The organism is Actinomadura pelletieri DSM 43383, assembly GCF_003634705.1.
In the GTDB taxonomy this organism is placed as follows: Bacteria; Actinomycetota; Actinomycetes; order Streptosporangiales; family Streptosporangiaceae; genus Spirillospora; species Spirillospora pelletieri.
The window spans coordinates 736,694-753,925 of the sequence record NZ_RBWU01000003.1 but is presented as its reverse complement, the minus strand read 5'-3'; the positions used below and the strand labels follow the sequence as shown (position 1 = coordinate 753,925).

Below are 17,232 nucleotides of genomic sequence, written 5' to 3'. Positions count from 1 at the left end.
ATCGTCCCAAACGCGAGGCCGAGAGGGATCCGTCCAGGGAATGAATTCGAGGTCAGCCCCAATGGGGAGGAGATCCGGGACGACCCGGGGATCCGCCCTGGGATCATGGTGGGAACGCAGTCCCGCACCAGCCCGTTGGGGGAGTCGTGACCGTAGAACCTAGGGGACGTCATGGCGCTGCGTGACCGGTTTCGCAGACTCGTCCAGAAGCCGGGCAGCGTCGATCTCGCGCCGTTCCGCGCCCTGGTGGCCGAGGCCGGCGAGCGGGAGTCACGCGTCCGGAAACTGACCGATGACGAACTGACCGCGGCCGCGTCCGACCTCCGCCGCGAGGAGGACCTCGCCGAACTGTGCGCCCTCGGCCGGGAGGCCGCGCGCCGGGCGCTCGGCGAACGGCCGTTCGACGTGCAGCTCATCGGGACGCTCGCCCTGCTGTCCGGGCATGTCGCCGAGATGGCCACCGGCGAGGGCAAGACCCTGTCGGGGGCGCTGGCCGCCGCCGGGCACGCGCTGCGCGGCGACCAGGTCCACGTCATGTCGGTGAACGACTACCTCGCGCGCCGCGACGCCGAGTGGATGGGGCCGCTGTACGCGCTGCTCGGCGTGTCGGTCGCATGGGTCGGGCAGTCGTCCACCCCCGACGAGCGCCGCGCCGCGTACCGGGCGGACGTCACCTACGCGCCCGTCAGCGAGATCGGCTTCGACCTGCTGCGCGACCGGCTCGCCACGAGCGCCGACGCCGTCGTCCAGCCCGAGCCGTCCGTCGCGCTGATCGACGAGGCCGACTCGGTGCTCGTGGACGAGGCGATGGTGCCGCTCGTCCTCGCGGGCGCCACCGACCTCGACAGCGCCGACCCGCGGTACGCCGACCTGGTCCGCCGGTTGCGGCCCGGGCTGCACTACGCCACCGACGACGAGGCGCGCAGCGTCCAGCTCACCCCGGCGGGGGCGCAGGAGGTGGAACGCGTCCTCGGCGGCGAGGACGGCATCGACCTCTACGCGCCCGACCAGCTGCGCACCCTCACCGCCGTGAACGTCGCCCTGCACGCCGAGGTGCTGCTGCACCGCGACGTCGACTACATCGTCCGCGACGGCGAGGTGAAGCTGATCAGCGAGTCACGGGGACGCGTCGCGCTGCTGCAGCGGTGGCCGGACGGGCTCCAGGCCGCCGTGGAGGCGAAGGAGGCGCTGGAGGCGTCCCCGAGCGGCGAGATCCTCGACTCGATCACCGTCCAGGAGCTGGTCGGGCGCTACCCGGTCCGCTGCGGAATGACCGGCACGGCGATGGCCGTCGCGGGGCAGCTCACCGAGTTCTACGACCTGCAGATCGCCGTCGTCCCGCCGAACCGGCCCTGCGTCCGCGTCGACGAACCCGACCGCCTCTACGCGACCTCCGCCGACAAGGAGGTCGCGATCGTCGAGGAGATCGCCGCCGCGCACGCCACCGGACGTCCCGTGCTGGTCGGCACGGCCGACGTCGCCGAGTCCGAACGCCTCGCGCGCCGTCTCGCCCGCGCCGGACTCGACCGCGTCGTCCTCAACGCCAAGAACGACGCCGAGGAGGCGGCGATCATCGCCGAGGCCGGGGCCCACGGGGCGATCACCGTCTCCACGCAGATGGCCGGCCGCGGCACCGACATCCGGCTCGGCGGCAACCCGTCCGCCGCGCCCGGCACCGCCCCCGCCGACGCGTCCGGCTCCGACCACGACCGGGTCGTCGAGGCCGGCGGCCTGCTGGTCATCGGCACCGGCCGCTACCACAGCAGCCGCCTCGACGACCAGCTCAGAGGCCGCGCCGGACGGCAGGGCGACCCCGGCGGGTCGGTGTTCTTCACCAGCCTCCAGGACGACCTCGTCACCCGGTTCGCGCCCGACGAGAGGTCGAAGGCGCCCGCCGACGACGACGGCCTCGTCACCGACAAGGGCGCGCACTGGATCGTCGGCCACGCGCAGCGCGTCGCCGAGGGCGTCGACCTCGAACTGCACCGCAACACCTGGCGCTACAACCAGCTGATCGGCCTGCAACGGCAGGCAGTCCTCGCCGAGCGCGACGCCGTGCTGCGCGGCGACGCCGCCGACCGCGCCATGGCCGCGGGCGCCCCCGAACGGCACGCCGAACTCACCAAGATCGCGGGTGCGGAGGCGGTGGCCGCGGCCGCCCGCCAGATCGTCCTGTACCAGCTGGACCGCTGCTGGTCCGAGCATCTCGCCTACCTCGCCGACCTGCGCGAGGGCATCCATCTGCGGTCGCTCGGCCGGGGCCTCGACCCGCTCGTCGAGTTCAACCGGGAGGCCGTCCCGGCGGGCAAGCGGCTGCTGTCCGACGCGCGGGAACGTTCGATCGCGGCGTTCGAGGCCCTCACCGCGTCCGAGGACGGCATCGACCTCGACGCCGCCGGTCTCCAGCGCCCCTCGGCGACCTGGACGTACCTCGTCCACGACAACCCGTTCGGCTCCCTCGACGAACGCGCCCTGCGCGGCCTGATCACCATGTTCAAGGGCCGCCGCCGCTGACCCGCGTAGGGCCTGGTCAGGCGCGCAGGCGTAGGCCGCGGGGCGTCGGATGGAACCCGGCGGACTCCAGCGCCGCCGCCAGCGGCGAGTCGTTGATCGCGGCGCCGTCGGCGCGTTCGACGGTGAGCTTGCCGAGCGCGGCCTGATCACCATGTAGAAGGGCCGCCGCTGACCCGCGTGGGGCCTGGTCAGGCGCGCAGGCGTAGGCCGCGGGGCGTCGGATGGAACCCGGCGGACTCCAGTGCCGCCGCCAGCGGCGAGTCGTTGATCGCGGCGCCGTCGGCGCGTTCGACGGTGAGCTTGCCGAGCGCGCCCTCCCGGACGGCCAAGGCCAGCGCGTCGACCGCCGGTTGCAGGACGTTCGGGTCGTCGTCCCAGGTCAGCAGCGTCCGGCCGCCGCGTTCGACATAGAGGACCAGTCGGCCCTCGACCAGCGCGACCAGCGCCCCCGCCTTGCGGCCCGGCTTGTGCCCCGAGGCCGTCTCGTCGCCGCGTTCCGGCCAGGGCAGCGCGGCCCCGTAGGGGTTGGCGGGGTCGGTCGCGGCCAGGACGAGGGCCCGGTTCGTCGGCTTACGGGGTGTCTCCCACAGCGCCGAGATGTCGTCCGGCGGCGCCGCCGTCGGACGGAGCGCGCGGAGCCGGTCGACGGCCCCGGGGAGCGCGAACTGGGCCGCGCCGAGCCCCTCCACGAAGTAGCCCCGGCGGCAACGGCCGGTCTCCTCGAACGCGCGCAGCACCGGGTAGACGGCGGAGAACCCGCCGGGGGTGCGTTCGGCGGCGACGGCGCCGCGGATGACGATGCCGTACCGCTCCAGCAGCGCCTCGGCGAGGGCGTGCGATCGGACGGTGACGCCCGCCTCCCTTTCTGGGAGCGGCCACCAGCGGCCTGCGACGGTCGGCGGGCCCGTCCGGGACGGCAGGACGGGCCGTCCCCGGCGCGTCGTCCGGGACCGGTGCGTGGGACGACCGGACCCGAGCGCGGCGCGCAGCGGGGCCATCGTGTCGTTCGTGAGGTGCCCGGCCCACACCAGATCCCACACGGCGGTGACCAGATCGGCGTCACCGGCCGTGACGTGCCGGTTGACCCGGTCGGAGAGCGTCCGGAAGAACAACGCGCCGCCGTCGCCGAGCGTGTCCAGGACGGCCTCGTGCACGGGCGTCAGGGTGATCTCCGCGGGTTCCGGCATCAGCAGCGGCGCGGTGTCGGCCAGGTAGAGCGACACCCAGCCGTCCCCGCCCGGCAGCGCGCCCTGACCCGCCCACACGACCTCGCCCGCGGACGTCAGCTCGTCCAGCATCGCCGGTGAGTAACCCGCGACCCGCGCCGGCAGGACCAGCGACTCCAGCGCCGACGCGGGCACCGCCGCGCCCTGGAGCTGCTCGATCGCCTGGACGAGCGCGTCCATCCCGCGCAGCCGGGAGCCGCCGGAGATGCCGTGCCAGGCCGGCAGGAAGATCCCGAGCGACTCCGGCGGGGACGGTTCGACCTCGGCGCGCAGCCTGGCCAGGGAACGGCGGCGCAGCGTCCGCAGCACCCCCGCGTCGCACCATTCGGTGGTGAGCGGGCCGGACACGGCCTCCACGGGCAGGAACTCGCCCTCGACGACGCGTCCCGCGCCCGACAGCCGCCGCAGCGTCTCCAGGACCACGGCGGCGCCGAGCCCGAACCGCGTCGCCGGGTCGCCCACCCGGAAGGGTCCGTGCGTGCGCGCGTACCGGGAGACCAGGTCGCCGAGCGGGTCGGCGACCGGTTCGAGGAACGCCTCCGGAACGCCCACGGGCAACGGCGCGCCGAGCGCGTCTCTGAGCCTGCCGGCGTCCTCCACCGCGGCCCAGTGCTCCGCGCCGGCGATCCTGACGCGGATCGCCCGCCGCGTCCCCTCCAGCTCCGCCAGCCACCGCGACACGCGCACGAGCACGTCGTCGTCCGTCCCGTCGCCGGTGGAAAGCGTCCGCTCCGCGACCTCGGCCGTGGTGAGGGGACCGAGGGTCCGCAGCAGGTCGGCGACACCCTCCAGGTCGCGGGCGCGGCGATCGGCGGGGAGGCGCTGGAGTTCGCGTTCGATCTCGGCGACCGCGTCCGGATCGAGCAGCTCCCGCAGATCGGCCTGGCCGAGCAGCTCGGCGAGCAGCGCGGAGTCCAGCGCCAACGCCTGCGCGCGGCGCTCGGCGAGAGGCGAGTCGCCCTCGTACATGAACGCGCCGATGTAACGGAACAGCAGAGAACGCGCGTACGGCGACGGCTCGGGCGTCTCCACCTCGACCATGCGGACCTTGCGTCCCGCCATGTCACGCATCAACTGCACCAGGCCCGGGACGTCGAACACGTCCTGGAGGCACTCCCGCATCGTCTCCAGCACGATCGGGAACGACGGGTACTTGCTCGCCACCGCCAGCAGCTGCGCGGCCCGTTGGCGCTGCTGCCAGAGCGGCATCCGCTTGTCCGGGCGGCGGCGGGGGAGCAGCAGCGAACGCGCCGCGCACTCGCGGAACCGGGCCGCGAACAGCGCCGAGCCGCCCAACTCGTCCACCACGACCCGTTCGATGTCGTCGGCGTCGAAGACGGCCAGGTCGAGCCCGGGCGGCTCGTCCATGTCGGGGATGCGGATGACGATGCCGTCGTCGGCGTGCATCGCCTGCGCGTCGACGCCGTACCGTTCGCGCAGGCGACCCGCGATGGCCAGTGCCCACGGCGCGTGCAGCCGGGCGCCCAGCGGCGAATGGACGACCACGCGCCAGTCGCCGAGTTCGTCACGGAACCGTTCGACGACCAGTGTGCGGTCGTCGGGGACGTGCCCGGTGGCCTCCCGCTGCTCGGTCACGTACGACACGAGGTTCGCGGCGGCCCAGTCGTCCAACCCGGCGGCGGACACCTGTGCGCGGGCCTCCTCGGCGGGCAGCCCGGCCAACCTGCGGGTGAACGAGCCGAGGGCCCGGCCCAGCTCGGCGGGACGCCCCAGCGTGTCGCCGTGCCAGAACGGCAGCTTGCCGGGCTGACCCGGCGCGGGCGAGACGAGCACACGGTCGGGCGTGATGTCCTCGATGCGCCACGAACTGGCGCCGAGCACGAACACGTCCCCGACCCGGGACTCGTACACCATCTCCTCGTCGAGCTCGCCGACCCGCGACGCCTTCTCACCGACGAGGAACACGCCGAACAGGCCGCGGTCCGGGATCGTGCCGCCGCTGGTCACCGCGAGGCGCTGCGCCCCTGGACGGTCGCGCAGGACGCCCGTCACACGGTCCCAGACCAGGCGGGGGCGCAGCTCCCCGAACTCGTCGCTGGGGTAACGCCCGGCGAGCATGTCCAGGGTTGCCTCCAGCGCCGAACGAGGCAGCGTGGCGTAGGGCGCGGCCCGCCTGACCAGGGACTCCAGCTCGTCGACCGACCACTCGTCCATCGAGACCATCGCGACGATCTGCTGGGCGAGGACGTCCAGCGGGTTGCGCGGATAGCGCAGCTCCTCGATCTCGCCGCCGCGCATCCGTTCGGCCACCACCGCCGTCTGGACGAGGTCACCCCGGTACTTGGGGAAGATGACGCCCTTGGACACGGCGCCGACCTGGTGACCCGCCCGTCCGACGCGCTGGAGCCCGTTGGCCACCGACGGCGGCGACTCCACCTGCACGACCAGATCGACCGCGCCCATGTCGATGCCCAACTCCAGGCTGGAGGTCGCCACGACCGCAGGGAGCCGCCCCTCCTTCAGGGCGTTCTCGATGCCCGCCCGCTCCTCCTTGGACACGGAACCGTGGTGCGCGCGGGCGATCTCCCGCGGCGCGCCCCTGGACGACTCCGCCTCGGCCATCATCTCCGCGGGGGAGTGGTCCTCCGGCAGGGGCCCGCCGGTCGCGCGTTCGTAGGCCAGTTCGTTCAACCGGCCGCAGAGCCGCTCGGCCAACCGCCGCGAGTTGGCGAACACGAGCGTCGACCGGTGCGCTTCGATGAGGTCGAGCAGACGGTCTTCGACATGCGGCCAGATACTGCGCTGGCGCGGATCGGCCGTCCCCGCCTCATCGACGAACCCGCCCACCTCGCCCATGTCCTCCACGGGAACGACGATGTCGAGGTCGAAGACCTTGTCGGCGCGCGGCTGGACGACCGTCGCGGGCCTCGTCCCACCGAGGAACGCCGCCACCTCGTCGGTGGGACGGACGGTCGCCGACAGCCCGATCCGCTGCGCGGGCCGGTCGAGTAGCGCGTCGAGACGTTCCAGGGACAGGGCCAGGTGCGCCCCGCGCTTGGTGCCCGCCACGGCGTGCACCTCGTCCACGATGACCGTCTCCACGCCGCGCAGCGACTCCCGCGCCCGCGACGTGAGGATCAGGAACAGCGACTCCGGCGTCGTGATCAGGATGTCGGGCGGTTTGACGGCCAGCCGCCGCCGTTCGTCGGCCGGGGTGTCGCCCGACCGCATCCCGACGCGAACGCCCGGCTCCGGCAGGTCGAGCCGCCGCGCCGCCTGCCGGATGCCCGTCAACGGGGCGCGCAGATTCCGCTCCACGTCCACGGCGAGCGCCTTCAGCGGCGACACGTACAGGACGCGGCAGCGCCGCAGCGGATCCGCCACGGCCGCCTCCGTGGCGAGCCGGTCGAGGGACCACAGGAACGCCGCGAGCGTCTTACCGGACCCGGTCGGCGCCACCACGAGCGTGTTGTCACCGCTCGAGATCGACTCCCACGCCCCCGCCTGGGCCGGCGTGGGCGCGGCGAAGGCCCCCGAGAACCAGGCCCGGGTCGCCGGGGAGAAGCGTTCGAGCACGTCACCACGCATGCACCCATACTGCCTCGCCGGTCCGACAGTCCCGGTCGGATAGCGTGGACGGGTGCGGCTCACAGTCTTCTGGGATCGGATGCGGCAGCAGTTCGGCGAGGCCTACGCCGAGAGCGTCGCCAAGGACTACGTCATGGCCGAACTGGACGGCCGCACCATCGAACAGGCCCTGGCCGACGGAGAATCCGCCAAGCGGGTCTGGCAGGCCGTCGTCGCGACCTTCGACGTTCCCTCGACGCTGCGCTGACGGTCAGTCCGGGACGGGCAGGTGCGCGTACAGGTCCATCGCATCCACCGATGAAGGCAGATCACTGACCTGGCCGTCACCGACCTCCACGACCCGCCACGCGCCGTCCGCCCGGCGGGCGAGATCGGTCGTGATGAAACGACATCCCAGCGCACGCACGGCCGGGGCGACCTCCGTCAGGTCCGGATCGGGTTCCACACCCGGGCTGTCCGGATGGGGCCCGATCAGGGCGGGCTCGCCGTCCACCCACCACACGCGCGCCTCACCGTCACCGTCGTACTCCTCGAACTCGCGGACGACGAGCCCGCCCGCGAGATGGTCGTCCCGGAGCGCCACCATCTTCGACGCGACGTTGTGGAGTTGGGCGAGGTTCTTCACGTCGGGGACGTAACACGCCTCCTCCCACTCGTGCTTGCACGACTTCACGTAGTCCTTGACCACGCCGGGCCCGCTCCGCAACGGCCGGACCAGTTCCGCCAGCACGCTCAGGTCGCCGGGATCCTCACGGACGCGCAGGGGCCGCCACACGCTGTGCGGCGTCAGCCCCGCGAAGGTGTCGTGCCAGCCGGGCAGTTCATGGGCGCGCCGATAGTCGTCCGGGTGCGTGAGCAGCGACGTCCCCCGCCGCTTCAACTCGGCGGCGACGGCCGCGTACTCCTCGCCCGTCAACATCCAGCCGCGATACCAGACGGGCCCCAGATCGGCCGGCACCCCGCGCACCGCGTCGTCCAGATCACCCCGCCGCAGGGCGTCATGGTCGATCAGGGCGATCTCTCCGTAGTGGTCGCGGACGGCCGCGGCCTCGCCGGAGAAATGGGGGTCAACGCGCCGAGGGTGGAGCGGATCGACGCAGAAGAGAACGGTCAGCGTCATGATGGAACCCTCCGTGGACGGCGCCAGCGTACGGGGTCGAGACCATGGAGCGCACGGAGAATCCGTCCCGAAATCGCCGTACCGGACGATGATCGAACTTATGTTCGGTACGCTGATGCGGGCACACCGGCGTCGTCCACAGTTCCGCCGGAGTCTCGAAAGTGTCGGAGGCCCGCCGTAACGTCGCCGTCGACATCGCAAGCAGCGGCCGAGAGCCGACATCACGACGAGAAGGAAAGCTCACATGGCAGCGAACGACCGGGAGAAGGCTCTCGAGACCGCACTCGCCCAGATCGAGCGGCAGTTCGGCAAGGGTTCGGTCATGCGGATGGGCGAGGAGGCGCGCGCCCCCGTCGAGGTCATCCCGACCGGCGCGATCTCCCTCGACATCGCGCTCGGCATCGGCGGCCTGCCGCGCGGCCGTGTCGTCGAGGTGTACGGCCCGGAGGGCTCCGGCAAGACCTCCATCGCCCTGCACGCCGTGGCCAGCGTCCAGAAGAAGGGCGGCATCGCCGCGTTCGTGGACGCCGAGCACGCGCTCGACCCCGAGTACGCCGCCAAGCTCGGCGTCGACATCGACGCCCTGCTCGTCTCCCAGCCCGACACCGGCGAGCAGGCCCTGGAGATCACCGACATGCTGATCCGCTCCGGCGCGATCGACATCGTCGTCATCGACTCCGTCGCCGCGCTCGTCCCGCGCGCGGAGATCGAGGGTGAGATGGGCGACAGTCACGTCGGCCTCCAGGCCCGCCTCATGTCGCAGGCGCTGCGCAAGCTCACCGGTGCCATCAACCAGACCAAGACCACCGCCATCTTCATCAACCAGCTCCGCGAGAAGGTCGGCGTGATGTTCGGCTCCCCGGAGACCACCACCGGCGGCCGGGCGCTGAAGTTCTACGCCTCCGTCCGGCTGGACGTCCGCCGCATCGAGACCCTCAAGGACGGCACCGAGGCCGTCGGCAACCGCGTCCGCGTCAAGGTCGTCAAGAACAAGATGGCCCCGCCGTTCCGCGTCGCCGACTTCGACCTGCTCTACGGCCAGGGCATCAGCCGTGAGGGCGGCCTGATCGACCTCGGTGTGGAGCACGGCTTCGTCCGCAAGTCCGGTGCCTGGTACACCTACGACGGCGACCAGCTCGGCCAGGGCAAGGAGAACGCCCGCAACTTCCTCAAGGCCAACCCCGACCTCGCCGACGGCATCGAGAAGAAGATCAAGGAGAAGCTCGGCATCGGCCCCAAGGTCGACCAGGAGGCCGAGTCCCCCGCCCCCGATGCCGCCCCCGCGCCCCTGTCCGCCGCCCCCAAGCCCGCCGGGCGCAAGACCGCCAAGGCCAAGGCGGGTGATTCCTGACCGGGAATCACCCGATAAGGGTGACTCTTGACGACGAGTAAGCGATGATCTCGTATGCAGGGCGGCGGCGCCTTACCCGGCACCCCGGTGCGCGGACCTTCCCCGATGGCGCCGCCGCTCCCACGGCAACATGAACGACCCCGAATCTCTCGCCCGCGAGACCTGCCTCCGCATGCTCGCGACCTCCCCCCGCACCCGAGCCCAACTCGCGGACGCGCTCCGCCGCAAGAACGTCCCCGACGACGTCGCCGAACAGGTCCTAGACCGCTTCGGCGACGTGGGCCTCATCGACGACGAGGCGTTCGCCCAGGCCTGGGTCCAGTCCCGCCACAGGGGCCGAGGCCTGGCCAAACGAGCCCTGGCCGCCGAACTCCGCCACCGCGGCGTCGCCGAGGAGACCGTCAACGAGGCCGTCGAGTCCCTGGATCCCACCCAGGAAGAACAAACGGCCCGAGCCCTGGTAGCCCGCAAACTCCCGTCCACCGCAGGCCTGGACCCCACCAAACGCATGCGCCGCCTGGTAGGCATGCTCGCCCGCAAGGGCTACTCCCCAGCCCTCGCCTACCGCATAACCAAAGAGGCCCTGACCAACGAGGGCACACCCCCTGAAACCCTCCCCGAAGCCCCATCCCCCGACTAACACCCCCGCGGACCAACGCCTAGCGCACGCCCGCCAAATGCCAGTCCGCAATACCGCCACGATCACATCCAATGGCAGTTCCAAGCCCACGAAACCTCGGTCACACAGAGACCCACCAGGCGACACGTTCACTGTGACCAGCAACCTGCTCGCCACGGAACGCCACCAACCTCACCCCACGCCGCAACATCCTTGCCCACCACGATCGCGTCCGAAGGCAGGTTGTTGCGAAGCGACACCACAATCACACCGCAGTTCACGCCGATGGAAGGCCGCCAGGCCTCGAAAGAGGAGTGCACTGCTATAAGTGCCGCAACCATCCGTGCGAGCCGACCTGAGCCCGTCTCGGCCCCACGCGACGACCTCAGGATTTGCGATCGCGTAGCGATCGCACCCTGTGCACGACGGTGGAGGTCGCCAGAACCGTGGGAGGGCATTGCCCATAGAAACCGCAACAGCCGTGAGAGCCGACCTCAACCTGCCTCCGCAACCCCGCAACAACCTCGACCACTGCGATCGCGTCCGAAGGCAGGTTCAAGCGAAGCGAGAACCTGATCGCGTAGGGAGCCGTTAGGCGAGTCGGAGTCGATGCCAGCGATCGCATCGCAGTTCACGACGATGGAGGCCCGCCAGGGCCGGAGGAGTGCACTGCCATGACACAACGACCCCAGCCCGCCTCCGCAACCCCGCGACGACCTCGGCCACTGCGATCGCGTCCGAAGGCAGGTTCGAGCGAAGCGAGAACTTGATCGCGTAGGGAGCCGTTAGGCGAGTCGGAGTCGATGCCAGCGATCGCCCGCAGTTCACGACGATGGAGGCCCGCCAGGGCCGAAGGAGGAGTGCACTGCAATAAACATTGCTTGCTCAATACCTCTGTGCCGCTTACCGTTACGGCAGTGAGGAGTTACTCCGCATCTTGCGGATTTTCATACGATCGAGCACGTTCCAGCAGCTGAGAGGCATACAGGACAGGTTCGTCGACCGGACTGGGCGGGCGCGCGGGGCGCGGTCCGGGGGTTCGGCCGTCCGCTGGTGCGAGTAAATCCTCGCTAGGCAGGGTTCCGTACTCCGGACGGGCCCGCGGCGAGGAAGGATTCTGCCTCATGGAGAGCGTCCTGCTGGGGGCGGCGCTGCTGGTGACCCTGGTCGCTCTCGTTCTCGTCCTGCGGCGTCCGGGCGCGCCGGGCCGGGCCGCGGCGGAGATGGCGCGGGCGCGGAGCGAGGCCGACGAGATCAGGGCGAAGGTGGAGCGGGACGCGGCGGCCATTGTGGAGGAGGCCGAGCGGGAGGCGCGGCGGATCGTGGCGCGGGCGCGGACGGACGTCGAGGAGGAGGGGCGGTCCCAGCGGGAGGATCTGGAACGTCGGGAGGCGCGGCTCGCGGAGCGGGAGCAGCGGCTGGACGACGAGATGCGGCGGTTGGAGGAGTGGTCCGGGCGGCTCGCCGGGACGAAGCGGGAGTTGGAGGCGCGTGGGGAGGAGCTCGCCGGGGCCGAGGAGGAGCGGCGGAAGGTTCTGGAGCGGGCGGCGGGGTTGACCGCGGAGCAGGCGAAGAGCGAGTTGGTCGCGGCGATCGAGAACCAGGCGAAGCGGGAGTCCATTCCGATCGTGCGGGAGATCGAGAACGCGGCGCGGGCGGAGGGCGACAAGCGGGCCCGCAAGATCGTGACGTTGGCGATCCAGCGGGTGGCGAGTGAGCAGACCGCGGAGTCGGTGGTGTCGGTGCTGCATCTGCCGAGCGATGAGATGAAGGGTCGCATCATCGGGCGGGAGGGGCGCAACATCCGGGCGTTCGAGACGACGACCGGGGTGAACCTGATCATCGATGACACGCCGGAGGCGGTGCTGCTGAGCTGCTTCGATCCGGTGCGGCGCGAGGTGGGGCGGTTGACGTTGGAGAAGCTCGTCCTGGACGGGCGGATCCATCCGCAGCGGATCGAGGAGATCTACGAGCGCAGCAAGAGCGAGGTGGAGCAGCTGTGCGTGCGGGCCGGTGAGGACGCGTTGGTCGAGGTCGGCATCGGTGACATGCATCCGGAGCTGATCGCGCTGCTGGGGCAGTTGCGGTACCGGACGTCCTATGGGCAGAACGTGCTGAAGCATCTGATCGAGTCCGCGCACATCGCGGGGATCATGGCGAGTGAGCTGGGGTTGCCGGTGGAGAGCGCGAAGCGGTGCACGCTGCTGCACGACATCGGCAAGGCGCTCACCCACGAGGTGGAGGGCAGCCACGCGCTGATCGGTGCGGAGATCGCGCGCCGGTACGGCGAGCACGAGGACGTCGTGCACGCGATCGAGGCCCATCACAACGAGGTCGAGGTCCGGACGGTCGAGGCGGTGTTGACGCAGGCCGCCGACGCGATCAGCGGGAGCCGGCCGGGCGCGCGCAGGGAGTCGTTGGAGGCGTACGTCAAGCGGCTCGAACGGTTGGAGGAGATCGCGCGCGGCAGGCATGAGGGCGTGGAGAAGGTCTTCGCGATGCAGGCCGGGCGGGAGATCCGGGTGATGGTGAAGCCCGACTCCGTGGACGACATTCAGGCGCAGGTCATCGCGCGGGACATCGCCAAGCAGGTCGAGGACGAGTTGACGTATCCCGGGCAGATCCGCGTCACCGTCGTCCGGGAGTCCCGGGCGATCGAGTTCGCGCGCTGAGCGGTCAGCCGACGGTCAGGTCGATGGGTTCGACGCCGCGTGGCTCGAATCCGAGGGTCTGACCGTAGAAGGCGAGTTCGGCCTCCAGGCAGCGGATGACGGTGTCGGCCCGGCGGAACCCGTGCGATTCGCCTTCGAAGGTCAGGTACGCGTACGGCACCTTCTTCGCGGCCAACGCCAGCGCGAACTGTTCCGACTGGTCCGGTGGGACCACCGGGTCGTTGAGGCCCTGGAGGAGCAGGACGGGGCAGGCCGTCTTGTCGGCGCTGCTCAGCGGTGAGCGTTCCTCGTAGGCGCGTTCGAAGCCGGGCAGGGGGCCGATGAGACCGAACAGGTACTGCGACTCGAAGTCGTGGGTGGCCTCGATGAAGCTCTGTAGGTCGCTGACCCCGTAGTAGGACGTGGCGGCCTTGAACACGTCGGTCTGGGTGACGCAGGCGAGTGTGGTCCAGCCGCCCGCGGAGCCGCCGCGGATGGCGAGGCGGGCCGGGTCGGCGATGCCGCCGTCCACGAGGGCGCGGGCGGCGGCGACGGCGTCCTCGACGTCCACGATGCCCCACTGGCGGCGGAGCCGTTCGCGGTAGGCGCGGCCGTAGCCGGTGGAGCCGCCGTAGTTGACGTCGATGACGCCGATGCCGCGGCTGGTGAAGTACGCCCGTTCCAGGTCGAGGAGCGTGGAGGCGCGGCCGGTCGGACCGCCGTGCACGAACACCACGTACGGCGGCAGTTCGTCGTCCGGCCCGGCGGCGTCCGGGTTGGCGGGCGGGTAGACGTAGGCGTGGACGGGACGTCCGAACGGCCCGTCCAGCCGTTCGGCGCGGGGCCTGGACAGGTACGCGACGTCGGGAAGGTCGGCCAGTTCCCTGCGCAGCCCCTCGACCCGGCCCGTCGCGGTGTCGACCCTGACCACGGACGTCGGCACGTCGGGACCGCCCGCGACGCCGACGATCGTGGTGCCGTCCGTGGAGAGCTGCGTCTGCCAGTGCTCGTACGGCACCTCAAGGTCGACGAGTTCCAACGTCTCGGGGTCGTACACGCCGAGGCGCAGGTTCCCCTCACCGTGCAGGACGGCGAGCCGGCCGTCGCCGAGCAGTCCGTAGGGCATGCCGCCGAGCTGCCACAGCGGGCCCGCGAACTCCTCCTCCGCCGGGTACAGCGCCTGCGGCGACTCGCCGTGCAGGCCGACCTGGTAGACGTTCCACCAGCCGGGCCAGTCGGAGATGACGTACAGGGACTCGTCGTCGCGCCACAGCGGCGCCAGCGCCGACTCGGTGAGCCCGCCCTTGACGGTGCGGGGCGCGACGGTCGTGCCGTCCTCGATCGCGGCGACGCGCAGTTCGGTGCCGTCCCAGGGCATGCGCGGGTGGTTCCACTGCACCCACGCCAGGTGCCCGCCGCTCGGGGACGGGGCGGGGGAGGCGTAGAAGTCGGCGCCGGTGACGAGTTCGCGGATCGCGCCCGCGTTCTCGGCGGCGCTGCCGTCGAGGGGGACGGCGACGATCGCGCGTCGGATGCCCACCACGGGCGGCGCGCTCGCCTGGTCCGCCGCGTCCGCCTCGTACTCCCCAGCCGGTTCGCCCGGGTCGCTCTCCGGGGCGTCCGCGGGTTCGGAGGGTGCGGCGATGTGGCCTTCGCACACGCACCAGATCTCCGTCCCGTCGGGGGACAGCACGAAGTCGGCGTACCGCAGCCCCGCGGGAACGGCCGGTTCGGGGGTCAGCGGGTACGGTTTCGCGTCGCCCTCGTCGAGCCGGTGGAGCCGCTGGTCCTCATAGTTGGCGAACACGATCGACGTGCCGCGCTCGCCGCTGACCGGCAGGTACGACCGCCCGCCGTACTCGTGGACGCGGGTTCGCGCGTCCCAGGGCGCCGGGAGCAGCTCGGTGCGATGCCCGCCCTTGAGATGGATGACCGTCGTCCGCCCGCCCTCCTCGGGTCGGGTCTCCTGCCACCACACGTCGTTGCCCGCGACGGTGGGGAAGCTGAGGCGCAGCCGGGCGCGGGCGACATCGGCCGCAGAGATGGGTGAAGGCCATGAGCCGTAGGGGAGGGTCGCACGAGCGGTCATACCAGGAATCGTCCCGCATACGGGGACGTGTTGGGGCCATGACAGGCGGTTTGAATTCGGAAAGATACAAGTGGACGACCAGGCGGCCCGCGGGTGACACCCGTGTTCACGGCTTGCTCGTCCCGAACGTCCATCGGTGCCCGTATACCTCCTGGACGCCGCGCCGAAACGCAACGTCGCACGAAGACGGCGTAGGGGCGCCGCCGAACATTTTCGGCGGCGCCCCTACGCGGTGGCGAGGTCCGGCTAGACGGTCTGCTGGGTGACCCCCACGCCGGCGACCGGCGGAGGGCCGCCCGCGCCGAGGGTCTTGGCCTGCGTCCGGCGGCTGCGGCGGCTGCGCTTCTCCAGCCAGGTCGCGAACCGGCTCAGCGACATGTTGATCGCGATGTAGATGATCGCGACGACGATGCCCGCCTGCAGCACGTTGTTGTGGTAGTTGGCGGGGATCGTCCGGAAGCCCGCGGACAGCAGTTCGCCGTAGGCGATGATGAACCCGAGCGCGGTGTCCTTGAGCAGGACGACGATCTGGCTCACGATCGCGGGCATCATCGCGGTGACGGCCTGCGGCAGGAGCACGAGCCGCATCACGCCGTTCTTGCGCAGGCCGATCGAGTAGGCGGCCTCCGACTGCCCCTTCGGGATCGACAGGACGCCGGCGCGCACGACCTCGGCGAGCACCGAGCCGTTGTACATGGTGAGACCGAACACCACCGCGGCGAACGCCGGCACGGTGACCGTCCCGGCGTTGATCTCCACCCCGAAGATCGAGAAGAAGTAGTCCACCGACAGCCGCTGGGCCTGCCCGAACGGCGACTCGGCGATCTGCGGGCTGATCTTGTTCGGGACGAAGAACGCCAGGAAGATCAGGATCAGCAGCGGGATGCCGCGGAAGAACTCGACGACGACGCCGGCGGGCACGCGGATCCACCAGTGGTCCGACAGGCGGGCCAGGCCGAACACGGCGCCGAACAGCAGCGCGAGCACCGTCGCCACCGCGGCGGCCTTCAGCGTGTTCGCCAGGCCGGGCAGGAGCAGGCCCCGCCAGACCTCCCACTCGGTGAAGGGCGTCCAGAGCTTCTCCTCGAACTGCCCCTTGTCGTTCAGCCGCCAGACCAGCGCGGCGACGATGGCGGCGAACACCACCGACACCACGACGGTGAGCAGCCTGTTCCGGGCGCGCGCCCGCGGCCCGGGAACGTCGAAGAGGACGCTCGCCTCCTTGCTCATCGCGCCACCGCCATCCGCTTGGCGAGCCAGCCGAAGAAGTATCCGGTCGGCAGGGTGAGGATCAGGAAGCCGATGGCCACCCCGAGGAACAGCGGGATGACGCCGTCGGCGAACGTGGGCTTGTCCACGATCGTCTTGGTGACCAGCGCCACCTCGGCGTAGCTCGCCGCGGCCGCCACCGTCGTGTTCTTGATCATCGCGATGAGGACGCTGCCCAGCGGCGCGATGATCGCGCGGAACGCCTGCGGCAGGATGATGATGCGCAGTGACTGGGTGAAGGTCAGCCCGATCGAGCGCGCCGCCTCCGCCTGCCCCAGCGGGACGGTGTTGACCCCGGCCCGGAGCGTCTCGCAGACGAAGGCCCCCGTGTACGCCGAGAGGCCGAGGACCGCCCACCAGTAGTACGAGGTGGACGTGGTGTCCGAGAACTTCAGCGCGAGGATGTCGTTGAGGCCGAGGCTGCACATCAGCAGCACCAGGGTGAGCGGCGTGTTCCGGAGGACGCTGACGTAGCCCGTGCCGAAGGCGCGCAGCACGGGGACGGGAGAGACCCGGAAGCTCGCCAGGAGCGTGCCGATGATCAGGGAGAGCACGGCGGCGGCGGCCGCCAGGCGCAGGGTCGCCGCGAACCCGTTGAGGATCTCGTCGAAGTTGTCGAAGAACGGGTCGAAGTCAAACATGGCTCGGCTGTTTCATGGCGTTCCAGCAGTGTGGTGTGTCATCCGGCCTGTCCGCTGAGGCACGGTACGGCCCTCGGCCGACCGAGGATGAGGAGATGGTGGTGGTTCAGGCCAGGCCGGCGCGTCCCCGGGAACTCCCGCGGGGCCGCGCCGACATGACGAACGCCGGGCGTCACGCGTCGGCGTGACGGGCGCCGTACGTG

10 protein-coding genes are annotated in these 17,232 nt (G+C 71.2%); 5 read left to right on the top strand and 5 right to left on the bottom strand.

What is annotated here, in order from left to right:
* The first annotated feature begins 171 nt into the window (after positions 1 to 171).
* Positions 172 to 2,514: an accessory Sec system translocase SecA2 gene (gene secA2, locus BZB76_RS16655; protein WP_121435252.1), complete on the top strand. Its 2,343-nt coding sequence runs from the start codon at positions 172 to 174 to the stop codon at positions 2,512 to 2,514.
* Between the two features lie 188 nt (positions 2,515 to 2,702).
* Here secA2 and BZB76_RS16650 read toward each other — a convergent pair whose 3' ends face one another.
* Positions 2,703 to 7,289, bottom strand: coding sequence for an ATP-dependent helicase (locus BZB76_RS16650; RefSeq protein WP_121435251.1), 4,587 nt, complete (start codon positions 7,287 to 7,289; stop codon positions 2,703 to 2,705).
* A gap of 52 nt (positions 7,290 to 7,341) precedes the next feature.
* Here BZB76_RS16650 and BZB76_RS16645 point away from each other — a divergent pair, with 52 nt between their 5' ends.
* Positions 7,342 to 7,536 (top strand): DUF3046 domain-containing protein, encoded by a 195-nt coding sequence (locus BZB76_RS16645; protein ID WP_117399493.1) that lies wholly within the window; start codon positions 7,342 to 7,344, stop codon positions 7,534 to 7,536.
* A gap of 3 nt (positions 7,537 to 7,539) precedes the next feature.
* Here the strand turns inward: BZB76_RS16645 and BZB76_RS16640 are convergent, their stop codons facing one another.
* Positions 7,540 to 8,409, bottom strand: a complete 870-nt coding sequence (locus BZB76_RS16640) for an ATP-grasp domain-containing protein (RefSeq protein ID WP_121435250.1) — start codon at positions 8,407 to 8,409, stop codon at positions 7,540 to 7,542.
* Between the two features lie 244 nt (positions 8,410 to 8,653).
* Here BZB76_RS16640 and recA point away from each other — a divergent pair, with 244 nt between their 5' ends.
* The 3 genes from recA (at position 8,654) to rny (ending at position 13,051) form a co-directional block, all read left to right on the top strand.
* On the top strand, positions 8,654 to 9,760 hold the full coding sequence (recA, locus tag BZB76_RS16635) for a recombinase RecA (protein ID WP_121435249.1): 1,107 nt from the start codon (positions 8,654 to 8,656) through the stop codon (positions 9,758 to 9,760).
* Positions 9,761 to 9,890: 130 nt separating this feature from the next.
* A complete protein-coding gene (locus BZB76_RS16630) occupies positions 9,891 to 10,400 on the top strand; it encodes a regulatory protein RecX (RefSeq protein WP_211343029.1) in 510 nt (169 codons plus the stop codon).
* Positions 10,401 to 11,503: 1,103 nt separating this feature from the next.
* The gene (gene rny / locus BZB76_RS16620; protein WP_121435247.1) at positions 11,504 to 13,051 is read left to right on the top strand and encodes a ribonuclease Y; all 1,548 of its coding nucleotides are present in this window, start codon (positions 11,504 to 11,506) and stop codon (positions 13,049 to 13,051) included.
* 4 nt (positions 13,052 to 13,055) lie between these two features.
* On the opposite strand, the gene BZB76_RS16615 is transcribed toward rny, so the two are convergent.
* The 3 genes from BZB76_RS16615 to BZB76_RS16605 form a co-directional block, all read right to left on the bottom strand.
* Positions 13,056 to 15,119: a S9 family peptidase gene (locus BZB76_RS16615; protein WP_121435246.1), complete on the bottom strand. Its 2,064-nt coding sequence runs from the start codon at positions 15,117 to 15,119 to the stop codon at positions 13,056 to 13,058.
* A gap of 246 nt (positions 15,120 to 15,365) precedes the next feature.
* The gene (locus BZB76_RS16610; RefSeq protein WP_121435245.1) at positions 15,366 to 16,349 is read right to left on the bottom strand and encodes an amino acid ABC transporter permease; all 984 of its coding nucleotides are present in this window, start codon (positions 16,347 to 16,349) and stop codon (positions 15,366 to 15,368) included.
* A complete protein-coding gene (locus BZB76_RS16605) occupies positions 16,346 to 17,029 on the bottom strand; it encodes an amino acid ABC transporter permease (protein WP_121435244.1) in 684 nt (227 codons plus the stop codon). Before BZB76_RS16605 ends, BZB76_RS16610 begins: the two co-directional genes overlap by 4 nt.
* Between the last annotated feature and the right edge of the window lie 203 nt (positions 17,030 to 17,232).

Coding starts and splice junctions, on each gene's coding strand:
- BZB76_RS16615 (WP_121435246.1), bottom strand. CDS start 15,119: ATGACCGCTCGTGCGACCCTCCCCTACGGCTCATGGCCTTCACCCATC.
- recA (WP_121435249.1), top strand. CDS start 8,654: ATGGCAGCGAACGACCGGGAGAAGGCTCTCGAGACCGCACTCGCCCAG.
- BZB76_RS16610 (WP_121435245.1), bottom strand. CDS start 16,349: ATGAGCAAGGAGGCGAGCGTCCTCTTCGACGTTCCCGGGCCGCGGGCG.
- secA2 (WP_121435252.1), top strand. CDS start 172: ATGGCGCTGCGTGACCGGTTTCGCAGACTCGTCCAGAAGCCGGGCAGC.
- BZB76_RS16605 (WP_121435244.1), bottom strand. CDS start 17,029: ATGTTTGACTTCGACCCGTTCTTCGACAACTTCGACGAGATCCTCAAC.
- rny (WP_121435247.1), top strand. CDS start 11,504: ATGGAGAGCGTCCTGCTGGGGGCGGCGCTGCTGGTGACCCTGGTCGCT.
- BZB76_RS16650 (WP_121435251.1), bottom strand. CDS start 7,289: ATGCGTGGTGACGTGCTCGAACGCTTCTCCCCGGCGACCCGGGCCTGG.
- BZB76_RS16630 (WP_211343029.1), top strand. CDS start 9,891: ATGAACGACCCCGAATCTCTCGCCCGCGAGACCTGCCTCCGCATGCTC.
- BZB76_RS16640 (WP_121435250.1), bottom strand. CDS start 8,409: ATGACGCTGACCGTTCTCTTCTGCGTCGATCCGCTCCACCCTCGGCGC.